Raw genomic sequence first — 14,307 nt, forward strand, 5'->3', positions numbered from 1 at the left:
CCGGCGTACGAGCGCGTCGTAGGGAGGCCGCATGCTGTCCACCTTGGCCCTCGTGGGCGTCCTGACGCCAGCGCCACCGGCGCCCGGTTGTCGTGGCGCTCGTTCTCGTGGCGCTCAGGCCCGCCGGACCACGACAACTGCGATCGGTGTGGGTTCTCGTGGCGTTCGAACCCGTTGAGCCACGACAACTGCGGTTCTCGTGGCGCTTGGACCCGTTGGACCACGACAACTGCGATCGATGTCAGTCGCAGGGCGTGACCGGGCCGAGCTCCGCCGGCGTGTCGATGAGCCGGCGCAGCAGCTCGACCGGCACCGCCCAGTAGGGGCCGTCCGGCTTGCCCGCGTAGGCGACCCCGACCACCTGCCCTGCGGCATCCACCAGGGGGCTGCCCGAGCTGCCGTGCTCGATCGGCGCGTCGTCGACGATCATCGGCTCGTCCGACTCGCCGACCAGGTCCGCGCCATAACGCAGCACCCGGCCCTGCGAGGTGGTCAGCTCACCACCTCCGGGGTACCCGACGACCGTGATCCGGTCGCCGGGCTTCGGGTTCTGCGCCGCCAGCGGGAGGGTCGCGGGCAGGTCCTCGGCCAGCCGTACCACGGAGAGGTCCGCGAAGGTGGCGACCCCGGCCGTGGCCACCTGCCGGTCGCTGCCGTCGAAGGTCTCGATCTGCAGCACCGCGGCCCCGTCGACGACGTGTCGGTTGGTCACGATCACCCGTGGTGCCACGGCGAACCCCGAACCGACCTGGACGCCTTGACAGGTGATGTTGCGGATCCGGAGAGCGGCCCGCTCGTAGGCGCTGAACCCCTTGAGCGTGACCGTGCCGGCGGACCCGGCCTTGACCTCCGGCACGCTCGGCACGGCCGCGACGGTGTGGCCGGCCGGCGTGGTCCGGGTGGGCGGGGCGAGCGGCAGCACGTCGGCGCAGCCCGCGAGCAGCAGGGCCGGGACCGCGACGCCGGCGACCAGCCGTGGCAGGCGGCGGGCCGGCGTCACCGTCCCTCCAGCCAGTCCTGGAAGGCCCTGCTCTGGTTCTGCGCCTCGTCGCAACCGGCGTTGACCTGGGCGACGACGGCGGCGAGGGCCGCCGGGTCCGGGCTGTCCGGCGCGACGAGGTAGGCCTGCAGGTTGCGCAGCCCGGTGACGCACGTGTCGAGCTGGTCCTGCAGCCGGGCAGCCTGTGCCACCGCAGTGGCGAGCAGTCCCGCCTCGTCGCCAACCTTGGCCTTCTCGTCGGCCAGCTCGCGGATCCGCTCCGAAGCCTCGTCGTACTGCCCGGCGACTGCGCTCAGGCTGCCCTTCGTCTCGTCGAGCGCCTTGCGGGTCTCGTCGAGGGCGAGCTTGGTCCTGGTCAGCGTCTCGCTCGTGCGGTCCAGGTCGGTCCGGGTAGCCTCCAGAGCGACAGTCGTCGAGTCGGCCAGCGCCTTCCAGTCACGCGACGAGTCGAGGCTGCGCTGGTACCCGTAGCCGAGCGTCCCGAGCGACGCCAGGCACACCGCGACGAGCGCCCAGGCGAGCCGCGTCGGCCACCGGCGTGCCGGCCGGCGGGTCGCCTGCGCGTCGGCCGGTCGCGACGCGGCCGGGGCCGTGGCCCCGGACGGGCGCACGGGGATGGGCCTGGTGTCTCCGGGCCCGTCATGAGCGGTCATGCTTTCCACCTCAGCGGCGAACTATGCGGGTAGCCTCATCCTCCCGCCTCGACCTCGGGTTCCGAAGCCGATCGCGGTTTCTCGACGGTGCTCGGTCCCGGCGGATGTCGCCCGATGACCGATGCGGCACCGGCACCTGCCCGGCGCTGCGGGGGGGAGGTCCTTTCTCCCCTCGGCCCGGTCGCTCTCGACCCGCTGCGCAGCCGTCAGCGCCGGCTGGCGAGGGACCGGAAGAACGTCACCACGGCGACGAGGATCGCGATGGCACTGCCACCGATACCGACGCCGAGGGCGACCCGCGCGACGATCGCCCAGTCGACGGTCGACTCGCCGAAGTCGAACGGGAACACCTGCCAGACCTGCAGCATCGCCGCCAGTCCGATCGACGTCGTGGCCACGTCACCGAGTGCCTTGAACCAGCGGGGGTCCCACACCAGATACACGACGTTGACGACGGCCCCGGCGACCAACATCGCGTTGACCGAGGCGAGGACCTCGGTCGTGGCGGGTGACAGGAACGGCAGCACCGCCCAGCCGGGCGTGACGTTGAGGAGGTAGATCAGCAGGGCGTCGACCCCGACGGCGATCACGTAGCCGAGCCGGCGACCTGCGACGGGCTGACGCTGACGGACGGCCACGGTGTTCATGGCAGCCTCCTCTTTCCGAGGGTTCCGACGAGCCCGCGCGGACCCGCTGGTCTCAGCGTTGCACCGCGCGGACTGCCCACGGCGCCAAGGCGATCCACGTCACGTGTCGCGTCCGTCACCCGCGGGAGAGGGACCTGGGGGGGCGAGGCTCATGGGTGTCCGGGTGTCAGCGGGTGCCCCAGTTGTAGAGCTGCTTGTTCAGCTTCAGGTAGACGAAGGTCTCGGTAGCGGTGATCTTCGGCAGGCCGCGGATCTGGCCGAGCAGCTCGAGCAGGTGCTCGTCGTCCTCACAGAGCACCTCGATCACCAGGTCGAAGCTCCCGGCCGTGGTGACGACGTAGGTGACCTCGTCGATCCGCGCGAGGCGGGCAGCCGTCTCGGTCAGGTCCCCGCTGGTGCGCAGGCCGACCAGGGCCTGCCGCTGGAAGCCGAGCTGGAGCGGGTCGGTCACCGCCACGATCTGCATGACCTCGGCGTCGAGCAGCCGTTGGACGCGCTGGCGCACCGCGGGCTCCGACAGGCCGACCTCCTGGGCGATCGCGGCATACGACTTGCGCCCGTCCTGCTGGAGCTGCTCGATGATCTTCTTGGAGAGCCGGTCGAGAGTGACAGTGGGCTTCTGGGCCGGTCCCGGCCTCTCCTGACGTACCGCACGGCTTGGCATGGGTCGATAGTGGACCTCGGAATGCGCCGTTCGCAACCTTTTGAGCAACGGAATCAGAACGATTCATTCACCAAACGCGTAGATACCGTGGTCAATCGGGTAGCATCCGCGCATGCACTTCGAGCGACGTAGCCTGCTCGACGTCGGTGCCGGTGGCCTCCTCGCCGCAGCGTCGGCCGGGGACCGGCCTCTTCGTCGAGACACCCCGCCGCAGGTTCAAGCACAGCGCCTCACACTCACTTGGAGCCTCTCATGAACGAGAACGAGACAGACAGCCTCATCCTGCGGGCCACCCTGGCCCGGGGTCTGGTCTCCCGGCGCTCGGCGCTGGCGGGGATCGCCGGTATCGGCGCCGCCGCGGTCCTCGCCTCGTGCGGGTCCGCGGGGCGCAACCCCAAGTCCGCCGGCGGGACCGGCTCCGCGGCACCGGTCGCCGCGGCGGCCAAGGACATGTCGAGTGTCGAGAAGGTCGTCAACTGGTCGAACTGGCCGGAGTACATCGACGTCGACGACAAGACGCAGAAGCGCCCGACCCTCGAGGCCTTCACGAAGAAGACCGGCATCAAGGTCAACTACACCGAGGACTACAACGACAACGACGAGTTCTACGCCAAGGTCCGCCCGCTGCTGGCCGGCGGGACCGACACGGGCCGCGACGTCTGGTGCAGCACCGACTGGCTGGTGGCCCGCCTGATCCGACAGGGCTTCGTCCAGCCGCTGGACATGGACAACATCCCCAACGTGAAGAACCTCGAGCCCGCGCTGGCCAACGTCGAGTTCGATCCCGGCCGCAAGTTCTCGCTGCCCTGGCAGTCGGGCTTCGCGGGCATCGCCTACAACCCCGACGCTACGGGCGGCAAGAAGATCGAGACGGTCGAGCAGCTGTTCACCGACCCCGCGCTCAAGGGCAAGGTCACCCTGCTGACCGAGATGCGCGACACCGTCGGGCTCGTCATGCTCGCCCAGGGCAAGGACATCGCCAAGTTCACCGACGCCGACTTCGACGACGCGATCAAGATGATCCAGCAGGCCAAGGACTCCGGGCAGCTGCGCGGCTTCACCGGCAACGAGTACGGCAAGGACCTCTCCTCCGGTGCGATCGCGGCCTGCTTCGCCTGGACCGGCGACGTCGTCCAGCTGCAGGCCGACAACCCCAAGCTGGGCTACTCCCTGCCGCCCACCGGCTGCACGCTCTGGTCGGACAACTTCGTCATCCCGGCGCTGGCCCGGCACAAGACGAACGCCGAGCGGCTCGTCAACTACTACTACGACCCCAAGGTCATGGCCCAGGTCGTCGACTACGTCAACTACATCTCGCCGGTCAAGGGCACCAAGGAGGTGCTGCTGCGCAGCGACCCGGACGTGGCCAACAACCCGCTGATCAACCCCTCGGCCGAGGTACTGGCCCAGGCGCACGTCTTCCGGGGTCTGTCGGCCGACGAGGAGGAGCGTTACTCCAAGGCCTTCTCCGCCCTGACGGTCGGCTGAGCCATGGCCGGACACGCGAAGGGCGACCTTCGGCTCGTCGGGGTCAGCAAGGAGTTCGAGACGTTCACGGCCGTCCATCCCATGGACCTCACCATCCCGGACGGGTCCTTCTTCGCGCTGCTCGGGCCGTCCGGGTGCGGCAAGACGACGACGCTGCGGATGATCGCCGGGCTCGACCAGCCCACGACCGGCCGCATCCTCATCGGCGAGACCGACATCACCGACACCCGCGCACACGAGCGCAACGTCAACACGGTGTTCCAGTCGTACGCCCTCTTCCCGCACATGAGCGTCCTCGACAACGTCTCGTTCGGGCTCAAGCGCAAGAAGGACAAGGACGCCAGGGCCAAGGCGCAGGCGGCGCTCGAGCTGGTCGAGCTGGGGCACGTCGGCGGCAAACGCCCGGCGCAGCTCTCGGGCGGCATGCAGCAGCGGGTCGCGCTGGCCCGGGCGGTCGTCAACCGACCCAACGTCCTGCTGCTCGACGAGCCGCTCGGCGCCCTCGACCTGAAGCTGCGCCGGCAGATGCAGATCGAGCTCAAGCAGATCCAGCAGGAGGTCGGGCTCACCTTCGTGCACGTCACCCACGACCAGGAGGAGGCCATGACCATGGCCGACACCATCGCGGTGATGAACGGCGGCCGGATCGAGCAGCTCGCCGACCCGGCCACGCTCTACGAGCACCCGGCATCGACGTTCGTGGCCAACTTCCTCGGCCAGTCCAACCTGCTGGGCGGACAGGTGGTCGCCGGCTCGCTCCGGGACGGGACCGTGACGGTGCGCAGCCACGGCGTCGAGCTGGCGGCCTGCGTCCGGCACCTGCCGGAGGGCTGCACCGAGGTCTACCTCGGGGTGCGCCCGGAGAAGCTGCGCCTGGGCCCGGACGGCGGCCCCAACCAGCTGAAGGGGGTGGTGCGCGACGTGTCCTTCACGGGCGTGGCCACGCACTATGTCATCGAGATGCCGTGGGGCCGCGAGCTGACCGTCGTCCAGCAGAACGACGGCTCGGCCCGGGCCCGGCTCGGCGAGCCGGTCACCGTCTCGTGGCGTCCCGAGTACGCCTTCGCGCTCGACGCGTCCCAGGACGCCGACGCCGGGGCGGGGATGCAGGGCGACCATGGCTGAGGCGATGACCGCGGCCAAGCCGGCGTCGGCCTCCGCGCCGGCGGCGCGCAACCGCCGGCGACGCAACTGGGTGCCCTACGCCCTGCTCCTGCCCGGCCTGCTCTGGCTGTTCGTCTTCTTCGTCCTGCCGATGGTGACGCTCGCCTCCCAGTCGCTGCAGGAGGGCAGCGTCGACGAGGGCTACGTCTTCACCGGCAACGTCGGCATCTACGCCGACGCCCTGTCGCAGTACTGGAGCCAGCTGCTGCGCTCGCTCGGCTACGCGGCCAGCGCGACGGTCCTGGCCCTGCTGCTGGGCTACCCGCTCGCCTACTTCATCGCCCAGAAGGCCGGCCGGTGGAAGAACGTGATGCTGGTCCTGGTCATCGCCCCCTTCTTCACCAGCTTCCTGATCCGCACCCTGGCCTGGCAGACCATCCTCGCGCCCGGCAGCATCGTGACGACGTTCTTCGAGAACACCGGGATCACCGCGCTGCTGCGCTGGATGGGCATGGTCGAGACGACGACGCTGACGGCCACCCCGTTCGCCGTGATCATGGGCCTGACCTACAACTTCCTGCCCTTCATGATCCTGCCGCTCTACACCAGCCTCGAGCGGCTCGACCCGCGGCTCGTCGAGGCCGCGGCCGACCTCTACGCGAGCCCGGTGCAGTCCTTCCGGTACGTGACCTGGCCGCTGTCCATGCCCGGGGTCGTGGCCGGCACGCTGCTGACCTTCATCCCGGCGGCCGGTGACTACATCAACTCCAAACTGCTCGGCAACACGCAGACGACGATGATCGGCCAGGTCATCGACAGCCTCTTCCTGCGGGTGCTCGACTACCCGCTCGCCGCGGCACTGTCGTTCGTGCTGCTCGTCATCATCCTGGCCATGGTCGGGTTCTACGTCCGCAAGGCCGGAACCGAGGAGCTGCTCTGACATGTCTGGTGCACTCGCCTGGATCAGGCGCCACCTGATCGCGTTCGCCGCAGGCGCCGTCCTCGTGTACATGCTGGTCCCGAACGTCGTCGTGGCGGTCTTCTCCTTCAACAACCCGACCGGCCGGTTCAACTACGAGTGGAGCTCGTTCTCGACGCAGGCCTGGACGAACGTGTGCGGCACCCCCGGGATCTGCTCCTCCCTCGGGCTGAGCCTCAAGATCGGCATCATCGCCTCGCTCGTCGCGACGGTCCTGGGCACCCTCGTCGCGTTCGCACTCGGCCGGCACCGCTTCCGCGGCCGGGCCGCGACGAACCTGCTCATCTTCATGCCGATGGCCACCCCTGAGGTCGTCATGGGCTCGAGCCTGCTCACGCTCTTCGTCATGATGGGTGTCCCGTCGGGTCAGGGGGCGATCCTGATCGCCCACATCATGTTCTGCCTCAGCTTCGTGGTCGTGGCCGTCAAGGCGCGGGTCGCCTCGCTCGACCCCCGGCTGGAGGAGGCCGCAGCCGACCTGGGCGCGACCCCGACCCAGACCTTCCTGAGGGTCACCCTGCCGCTCGCGGCTCCCGGGATCGCGGCAGGTGGCCTGCTGGCGTTCTCCCTGTCGTTCGACGACTACATCATCACGAACTTCCAGGCGAGCCCGAGCTCGATCACCTTCCCCATGTACGTCTGGGGAGCGGCACAACGCGGGACGCCGGTGCAGATCAACGTGATCGGGACGGTGATGTTCCTGGTGGCGCTGCTCGTCGTCATCATCGGGCAGGTCATCTCGTCGCGGCGCAACAACAAGGTCGCGGCCTGAGCCACCGCGAGCATCCCCCCCGACCCGCGAGCCGGGCGGATCGGGGGCCGGCCGGACGCCGCGGACGCAGCCGAGCGGCATCCGACCTAGCCCGAGCGCCCCGAGATCCGGTCCGCGACGGCCGCGACCAGCGACGTGCGCGCCGTACGGGAGCCACGCTCGTGGCGGTCGGCGAGGCGGTATGCGGCATACAGTCCGCGGACGCCCAGCCAGCGCAGCGGCTCCGGCTCCCAGCGACGCACGGTGTGGCCCACCCACGGCAGGGTCACCAGCTCGGTGTCGCGCGCCAGGACCAGGTCGGCGAGGGTGCGGCCGGCGAGGTTGGTCGAGGCGACGCCGTGCCCGACGTACCCGCCGGCGTGTCCGAGACCGGTGGCCCGGTCGAGGGCGACCGAGGCGCACCAGTCGCGCGGTACCCCGAGCACTCCGGACCAGGCGTGGTCGATGCCGACCCCGCGCGCGGCCGGGAACAGCCTGCCGAGCACCTCGCGCAGCTGCTCGACCGTGTCGCCGAGCGTCTCGCCCCGAGCGTCCCGGCCCGAGCCGTACCGGTACGGCACTGCCCGGCCGCCCAGCGCGATGCGGCCGTCCCGGGTCTGCTGCACGTAGGCGAACGCGTGTGCCTCGTCGGAGAGCAGCTCCGCCCCGCGCCAGCCGATCTCGTCCCAGACTCCGCTCGGCAGCGGCTCGGTCACGACCATGCTGCTCGCCATCGGCAGCCACTCGCGCCGATGCCCCTCGAGTCCGGACGTGAACCCCTCGAGTGCGCGCAGCACGAACTGCGCGCGCACGGTGCCGTGCCTGGTCACCGCCTGACCCGGACGGAGCTGCACGACCTCGGTCCCCTCGGCGATCGTCACTCCGGAGCGCTCGACCACCTGCGCGAGGCCACGGGCCAGTCGCGCCGGATGGATGCGCGCACAGTGCGGGCTGTAGAGCGCGCCGCTTGCCGCCGGGATCCGCACGCGTTCGCCGAGCTGCGCCGCGTCGATGAGCTGCAGGTCCTCGGAGGCCCACCCGTGCGCGCGCAGGTGCGGCAGCCGCTCGGCCAGGCGGCGCTGCTGGGCCGGGTTGGTCGCGACCTGCAGGTAGCCGTCCTTGACGACGTGCGCGTCGATCCCCTCGCGCGCGGCCACGGCGATGACCTCGTCGACGGTCGCGAACATGGCCCGCTGCAGCCGGACCGCAGCCTCGGTACCGCGCGACCGGGCATACCGGCCGAGCTGTCCCGGCGGCTCGGCGCTGAGCCAGCCGCCGTTGCGCCCCGAGGCGCCGAAGCCGGCGAACTCCTTCTCGAGCACGACGATGCGCAGGTCGGGCTGGTGCGCCTTGAGGTAGTAAGCGGTCCACAGCCCGGTGTACCCGGCGCCCACGATCGCGACATCCGCCTCGAGGTCACCCGGCAGCGGCGCCCGGCGCGCCGGCTCTCCGAGGTCACGCCACCAGTACGAGATCCCACCGTCGACGAAGCGGGCCGTCGGTGCGAAGTCACCGCTCACGCGCCCTCCTCCCGGTCCTCGAGGCAGCCGACCGCACGTCCTGCTGCACCACCCAGAGGGTATGCCGCCCACGGGCCTTCGCGCGCGAGGGCCCACTCGGCCGGGGCGGGCTCGCGTCGGCGGGGATGGAAGGATGGGGCAGTGGGTAAGCGAGGGAACAGGCGCAGGAGCGGGGATGCCCGGCTGCGGGTGGTGCACAGCGACGAGACGCGCCAGCGAGTCGAGGTCGAGGCGGAGCTGCAGCCGCTGATGCAGGAGATCCGCAGCCGGATGCGCGCCGACGACCCGATGACACTGCTCGCCTTCGTCTCGTCCCTGGTCGCCGCCACCGACGGGCGGCACGGCTTCGAGGACCACTCGGCGGTCGCCCTGGACGACCTGGTCGACTCGTTCATCGACATCGACCTCGCCGAGACGACCGCGGCGCTGCGCGTGCTCGCGGCGATGGCGCCCGACGAGGCGCGGCGCGCCCGGATCGCCAGTGCACTGCAGCGACGCCGGCAGCCCGTGCCGCGCTGGCTCACCGACCTGTCCGAGACCGCCGTGACCCGGGTGGCACGGGTGTCCTTCCCCGGCGAGCCGGGGCAGAACTTCCTGCTCGAGATCCGCTGGCCCGGCGGCGGCCTGACCACCTACGTCGTCTACGACGAGGGCCTGGGCCGCGGGGTCAAGGACGCCTTCCCCACGGACGAGTCGCTCGCCGGGCTCACCGACCGGATGCGACTGGCCCCGCCCGCCGGTGCGCTGCTGACCTCGAGCGAGCTCGACCTGGCCACCGCCCGGGCCACCATCGAGCAGGGGCTGGTCGACGGCGCCGACCGGCCGGTCGACGAGGAGAACGAGACCTGGCCCGGGGGGCGCCCGATCGTCGAGTGGCTGCTCACCCTCATGCCCGCCGGCGGCACCCCACACCCCTCGACCACCTCGCTGCCGGACCTCCCGGAGGGGCTGCTCGGCCCGGGTGCCGGCATCGACCCCGAGGAGGTCATCGACGACTTCGCCGTCTCGCGTGAGGCGGCCGCGATCGGCTTCGACACCGATGACGTCCACGACGACGCGGCGATCACGGCCGTGGTCGAGTTCGCGTGCATGCTGGGCATGCGCGACCCGCTCGACTGGGACGCCGAGCGCGTCCACGAGCTGCTCGACGAGTACCTGCCCGCGGTGGTGCTGCCGGACCCGCAGACGGCACGACGCCTCGGCTCCGTCCTGGAGGCCTACCTGAAGTGGGGCTCGGCCCGGCAGGGCCGCACGGGTCGGCAGCAGGGCGCGCTGGTCCGGGCCGCTCGGTCCGCGATGCCCGACTACCTGGCGGTCGCCCAGTCCCCCCAGGCGCAGGCGCTGCGCCAGGCGCTCGCCGACTACGAGGACCTCACCGAGATGTGGGAGGGCTTCGGCATCGCCGTCATCGGTGAGGGCACGGAGGACGATGCCGACCTGACGTTCGGGGCGGCCTCGACCGACGAGCTCTTCGGGGCCACGCTGCTGGACAGCCTCGCCCGTCAGGTCGGCGGTCCGGGGGCGCTCGACACCCTCGACGACGCGGCCCTGCCCGACGAGGAGCTCGACCTGTCCAGCGTGCCGACAGACACGCATGACCGCGTGCGCGAGGTCCAGTCCCTCGTCGACGCCTTCGCCGAGCAGTCGTTCGGCGTGGAGCTGCGCACCGCGGCACGGCGGTTCCTGGCCCGCGCCGCGGCCGGCGACCCGGCCATCTTCCGGCGGGCGAGCCGTGCCGACACCGCCGCGGCCGCGGTCGCCTGGATCGTCGCGCGCGGCAACCATCTCGTCGGCACGCCGGACGCGTCGATGACGGTGCGTGAGCTGACGGACTTCTTCGGCGTCAAGGGCAGCCCCATCAGCCGCGCCCAGGCGTTCCTGAAGGCGGTCGACACGAGCCGGTACACCACCGGGACGCCGGTCCTGGGCACGGCCGACCTGCTGGTCAGCTCGACCCGGTCGACCATCATCGACCTGCGCGACCGGGCGGCCACGGGGCTGCCTCGCGGCCCGTTCTGAAGCCGCCAGCCGCCCCCGGCCGACCGGGCCCTGGTCCGTGCGTGGTTGTGGTTGCCCTGGCGACCACAACCGCGCACAACGCCGACGGGGCACCACGGCAACCCGCAGCACCGCCCACCCGCCGCAGCACCGCTCAGTCGACCGCAGCCAGCGCAGCCAGGGCCATCCGGGCCGCCAGCTGCGTCTCGTCACCCCGGTCGCCCACCGTGCGCAGCATCTGCCCGAGCAGACCGATGGTGGCCGCGGCGGCGTGCCACACGTCGACGTCCTGCAGCACGCCGTAGTCCTCCCGGCGCCAGCCGCAGACTTCCAGCACGCGGCATACCGACTCCAGGACGGGGTCGCGTGGCCCCAGGTGCCGTCTCCACCGGCCGCCGGCCACCGCGACGAGCACGAGCAGCGTCGCGATCCGGTCGAACCCCTTCAACCCGGAGGTGAGGCGGCCCAGGACGTGGGAGAGCAGCCGCTGGGGGTCGTCGCGGACCTTCCGGGCCGTGGCCGTCGGCGTCAGGCTGCCCCGGGCCTTGCGCAGCAACCCGAGTCGGGTGGCCCCCGCGCGCAGCTCGAGCACGGGCCACATCTGGTTCTCCCGGTTGCCCATGCCGTACCACTCGTGGTCGGGGTCGAGGGCGGCGCAGACCTGCGCGACGACCCGCGGCGGCAGGTAGCCGGCAGTCGTCAGCGCCAGCCCGTCGCCGACGGCGTCGAGCAGCACCCGGAACGGCGTGGTCAGCGCGTCGGCCTCCTCGGGGGTGAAACCGGTCGACGCGGCCCAGCCGGGCGCCGCCAGCCAGTCGTCCAGCTCGAAGCGGGCCGGCCGCGACAGCGCGGCGATCACCTCGACCAGCTCACGCGGCAGCTGTCCGAGCGCGGTCTCGGTGTCCCGCGGCGCGAGCCGGGCCAGGGCGGCGTTGGCCTCGTCGAGGTCGAACCGGTCGGGGTCCCAGCCGTCGGGCAGCCAGCCGCGCAGCTCCTCGGCCGAGATGCCCAGCTCGGGCAGTCGCGCGGGGGCGTAGCCGCTGCGCACCCACGCGGCCATCTCCTCGTAGCCCCCGACCCCGCCGACGTCCTCCGGTGGGCACGCCCGCTCCCCCGCCACACAGGCCAGGGGGTATGCCGCCGAGCTCCCGTCGGCGGGCCCTCCCGCTCCGGGCGTGGCCGGCCCGCCGGGCCCGGCCGGTGCGGGCATCGGGCCGACCGCCTCGAGGGTGAGGGTGTGGGTCCACGAGTCGCCGAAGTCGTACTCGTAGGTGAGCGTGTCGCCGGGCGTGCGCAGCAGCTGGTCGAGCCTGGCCGCGGTCTCGGGCGTTCCGCCCTCGCCCTCCTCGGCGACGTCGAACTCGGTGACGAAGTGGGGCAGGCTGTACGGGTTCTCCCCGGGGGTGAAGCGGTGCAGGTGGCACTCCTGCCAGCCCATGGCCTGCTGGATCGCGTCGTGCACCCGGGCGAGGTCGAGCTCACCGGGGATCGTGAGGCGCCGCCACACCTCGGGGTCGGTGTGGCGCAGCGAGAGGTGGACCGTGAGCAGCACCGGCTCGGCCGGCGGCTCCGGCAGCTCGATGGGCGGGTTCCGCGGCGGCCAGGTGTGCTCGGCCGACCCGGGTGTGCCGGTCACCGGTTCGCCGCCTGGCGGTCGGTCGGCCGGAGAGGCCGCGTGCGAAACGGCGGGGGGACCGTCGTCCGGGCCCGTCCATGCCGGAGACGGTGATCGATAGCCATTGGTGGAGCATAGGCGGGCGCGGACCGCGCACCCGTCTCCCCCGACCGCCGGATCAGGGGCCTGACGTCGGCTCCGCTCATAACGACCTGGCCACCAGTTCCTTCATGATCTCGTTGGTCCCGCCGTAGATCTTCTGCACCCGGGCGGCGGCGAACATCCGCGCGATCGGGTACTCCATCATGTAGCCGTAGCCGCCGAAGACCTGCAGGCACCGGTCGACGACCTTGTTCTGGACGTCGGTGCACCAGAACTTCGCGAGCGAGGCACCGGCGGCGTCGAGCTCACCGGCGACGTGGCGGCCGATGCAGCTGTCGACCAGGGTGCGGGCGGCCAGAGCATCGGCGGCGCACTCCGCCAGGACGAACCGGGTGTTCTGGAAGGACAGCAGACTCTGCCCGAACGCCTCGCGCTCCTTGGCGTAGGCGATCGTGAGCCGGACCGCGCTCTCGGCGCCGGCAGCCGCCGACACGGCGATGATGAGCCGCTCCTGGGGCAGCTGCTCCATGAGCTGGACGAACCCACGGCCCTCGACCCCGCCAAGCACGTTGGCCACCGGGACGCGCATGTCGACGAACGACAGCTCGCGGGTGTCCTGCCCCTGCATTCCGATCTTCTCGAGGACGCGGCCGCGTTCGAGGCCGGCCAGGCCGTCGGTCTCGGCGACGAGAAGAGAGATCCCCCTGGCCCCCGGCTCGTCGCTCGTGCGGGCCACGATGACGAGCAGGCCGCAGTGGGTCCCGTTGGAGATGAAGGTCTTCGACCCGTTGACAACGAAGTCGTCACCATCGCGGACGGCCCGCGTCCGCACCCGCTGCAGATCGGACCCCGTCGTCGGCTCGGTCATCGCGATGGCACCGACGAGGTCGCCCGACGCCATGCCGGGCAGCCACCGCCGCTTCTGCTCCTCGGTGCCGAAGGCTTCGACGTAGTGGGCGACGATCGTGCTGTGCACGCTGTTGGCCCAGGCGTCGTCGACCGCCCGCGCCTGCTCCGCAGCGATGACCGCCTCGTGGGCGAAGGTCCCGCCGCCACCGCCGTACTCCTCGGGGATGCTGATGCACAGCAGCCCGGCCCGGCCGGCCGCCCGCCAGAAGTCCCGGTCCACCATGTGCTGCTCGGCGAACCGGCTCTGGTGCGGCACGAGCTCCTTGTCGAGGAAGGTCCGGGCCAGGTGCTGCAGGTCCACCAGCTCGTCGGTCAGCCAAGGTGACCGGTAGTCGTCGAGGATCATCGCAACATCTTCCTACCGAGCGGTTCCGGCCCGGCGGCATACGACGGCTCAGGCGTGCCGGTGCCGGCGGTGCCGGTGCGGGGCGCCGGGGCCCTCGTAGCCCTGGGTGACCATCCCCCACCACGTCACCGGGATGACGACGAACGAGACGAGCGCGCCCAGCACCAGGATGCCCTGCACCACGCTGGCCCAGGCCCCGTCGGACAACGCGAACGGGAAGTCCCGGATCAGTCTGGTGAAGGCGAGCATCGCGAACATCGCGATGACCAGGTGCGCGGTCAGGCGCAGACCCCGCGTGTCGGCGAACAGGAAGGCCACGTTGAAGGCGATCACCGCCCAGAGGACGAAGTCGACCGCGCCGAGGCTGTAGGTCATGCTGCTCGTCAGGAACGGCAGCGAGGACCAGGCCGGCCAGAAGTTGAGGATCAGGAAGAGCCCGAACGCGACGAGTGCCGTGATCCCGCTGATGAGGCGCCGCCGCGACGAGGGGGCTCGGGGAGCTTGTTCGAGTGCTTGCATAGTTCCGGTATA

The 14,307-nt window shown here is 71.3% G+C and carries 13 protein-coding genes; 5 read left to right on the plus strand and 8 right to left on the minus strand.

The features are described from left to right. Window positions 1-241 precede the first annotated feature (241 nt). The 4 genes from WMI84_RS05070 to WMI84_RS05085 all read right to left on the minus strand — a co-directional run bounded on the left by WMI84_RS05070 (window position 242) and on the right by WMI84_RS05085 (window position 2,964). Window positions 242-1,000: a serine protease gene (locus WMI84_RS05070; RefSeq protein ID WP_347350985.1), complete on the minus strand. Its 759-nt coding sequence runs from the start codon at window positions 998-1,000 to the stop codon at window positions 242-244. Continuing rightward, window positions 997-1,653, minus strand: a complete 657-nt coding sequence (locus WMI84_RS05075; RefSeq protein ID WP_347350986.1) for a hypothetical protein — start codon at window positions 1,651-1,653, stop codon at window positions 997-999. The genes WMI84_RS05070 and WMI84_RS05075 overlap by 4 nt, the downstream gene beginning before the upstream one ends. Before the next feature lie 206 nt (window positions 1,654-1,859). Further along, a complete protein-coding gene (locus tag WMI84_RS05080; RefSeq protein WP_347350988.1) occupies window positions 1,860-2,300 on the minus strand; it encodes a hypothetical protein in 441 nt (146 codons plus the stop codon). A 166-nt stretch (window positions 2,301-2,466) separates the two neighbouring features. Next, complete coding sequence (locus WMI84_RS05085) at window positions 2,467-2,964, minus strand: Lrp/AsnC family transcriptional regulator (RefSeq protein ID WP_347350990.1); 498 nt, start codon at window positions 2,962-2,964, stop codon at window positions 2,467-2,469. Between the two features lie 252 nt (window positions 2,965-3,216). Here WMI84_RS05085 and WMI84_RS05090 point away from each other — a divergent pair, with 252 nt between their 5' ends. Genes WMI84_RS05090 through WMI84_RS05105 form a run of 4 tightly spaced genes read left to right on the plus strand, consistent with a single transcriptional unit; the run spans window position 3,217 to window position 7,307 of the window. Next, window positions 3,217-4,452: a spermidine/putrescine ABC transporter substrate-binding protein gene (locus WMI84_RS05090; protein ID WP_347350991.1), complete on the plus strand. Its 1,236-nt coding sequence runs from the start codon at window positions 3,217-3,219 to the stop codon at window positions 4,450-4,452. Window positions 4,453-4,455: 3 nt separating this feature from the next. Beyond that, window positions 4,456-5,577 carry an ABC transporter ATP-binding protein gene (locus WMI84_RS05095; protein ID WP_347350993.1) on the plus strand — a complete coding sequence of 374 codons (1,122 nt, stop codon included), beginning with the start codon at window positions 4,456-4,458 and terminating at the stop codon, window positions 5,575-5,577. Next, window positions 5,570-6,496 carry an ABC transporter permease gene (locus tag WMI84_RS05100; protein ID WP_347350995.1) on the plus strand — a complete coding sequence of 309 codons (927 nt, stop codon included), beginning with the start codon at window positions 5,570-5,572 and terminating at the stop codon, window positions 6,494-6,496. Before WMI84_RS05095 ends, WMI84_RS05100 begins: the two co-directional genes overlap by 8 nt. 1 nt (window position 6,497) lies before the next feature. After that, window positions 6,498-7,307, plus strand: coding sequence for an ABC transporter permease (locus WMI84_RS05105; protein WP_347350998.1), 810 nt, complete (start codon window positions 6,498-6,500; stop codon window positions 7,305-7,307). Window positions 7,308-7,393: 86 nt separating this feature from the next. Here WMI84_RS05105 and WMI84_RS05110 read toward each other — a convergent pair whose 3' ends face one another. Continuing rightward, window positions 7,394-8,806, minus strand: a complete 1,413-nt coding sequence (locus tag WMI84_RS05110; RefSeq protein WP_347351000.1) for an FAD-binding oxidoreductase — start codon at window positions 8,804-8,806, stop codon at window positions 7,394-7,396. A 141-nt stretch (window positions 8,807-8,947) separates the two neighbouring features. On the opposite strand from WMI84_RS05110, the gene WMI84_RS05115 reads away from it, so the two are divergent. Further along, entirely contained in the window at window positions 8,948-10,825 is a 1,878-nt protein-coding gene (locus tag WMI84_RS05115) for a DUF6398 domain-containing protein (protein WP_347351001.1), read from the plus strand. Between the two features lie 133 nt (window positions 10,826-10,958). Here the strand turns inward: WMI84_RS05115 and WMI84_RS05120 are convergent, their stop codons facing one another. From WMI84_RS05120 to WMI84_RS05130, 3 genes are all read right to left on the minus strand, one after another. Then, on the minus strand, window positions 10,959-12,440 hold the full coding sequence (locus tag WMI84_RS05120) for a plasmid pRiA4b ORF-3 family protein (RefSeq protein ID WP_347351003.1): 1,482 nt from the start codon (window positions 12,438-12,440) through the stop codon (window positions 10,959-10,961). A 181-nt stretch (window positions 12,441-12,621) separates the two neighbouring features. After that, window positions 12,622-13,776: an acyl-CoA dehydrogenase family protein gene (locus tag WMI84_RS05125; RefSeq protein ID WP_347351005.1), complete on the minus strand. Its 1,155-nt coding sequence runs from the start codon at window positions 13,774-13,776 to the stop codon at window positions 12,622-12,624. A gap of 48 nt (window positions 13,777-13,824) precedes the next feature. After that, on the minus strand, window positions 13,825-14,295 hold the full coding sequence (locus tag WMI84_RS05130; protein ID WP_347351007.1) for a hypothetical protein: 471 nt from the start codon (window positions 14,293-14,295) through the stop codon (window positions 13,825-13,827). Window positions 14,296-14,307: the final 12 nt, after the last annotated feature.

It is taken from the genome of Intrasporangium sp. (assembly GCF_039812505.1).
GTDB lineage: Bacteria > Actinomycetota > Actinomycetes > Actinomycetales > Dermatophilaceae > Intrasporangium_A.

What these genes read in the sequence shown, in the direction of transcription:
- WMI84_RS05075 (WP_347350986.1), bottom strand. Translation starts at nt 1,653, where the DNA reads ATGACCGCTCATGACGGGCCCGGAGACACCAGGCCCATCCCCGTGCGC.
- WMI84_RS05080 (WP_347350988.1), bottom strand. Translation starts at nt 2,300, where the DNA reads ATGAACACCGTGGCCGTCCGTCAGCGTCAGCCCGTCGCAGGTCGCCGG.
- WMI84_RS05085 (WP_347350990.1), bottom strand. Translation starts at nt 2,964, where the DNA reads ATGCCAAGCCGTGCGGTACGTCAGGAGAGGCCGGGACCGGCCCAGAAG.
- WMI84_RS05090 (WP_347350991.1), top strand. Translation starts at nt 3,217, where the DNA reads ATGAACGAGAACGAGACAGACAGCCTCATCCTGCGGGCCACCCTGGCC.
- WMI84_RS05095 (WP_347350993.1), top strand. Translation starts at nt 4,456, where the DNA reads ATGGCCGGACACGCGAAGGGCGACCTTCGGCTCGTCGGGGTCAGCAAG.
- WMI84_RS05100 (WP_347350995.1), top strand. Translation starts at nt 5,570, where the DNA reads ATGGCTGAGGCGATGACCGCGGCCAAGCCGGCGTCGGCCTCCGCGCCG.
- WMI84_RS05105 (WP_347350998.1), top strand. Translation starts at nt 6,498, where the DNA reads ATGTCTGGTGCACTCGCCTGGATCAGGCGCCACCTGATCGCGTTCGCC.
- WMI84_RS05125 (WP_347351005.1), bottom strand. Translation starts at nt 13,776, where the DNA reads ATGATCCTCGACGACTACCGGTCACCTTGGCTGACCGACGAGCTGGTG.
- WMI84_RS05130 (WP_347351007.1), bottom strand. Translation starts at nt 14,295, where the DNA reads ATGCAAGCACTCGAACAAGCTCCCCGAGCCCCCTCGTCGCGGCGGCGC.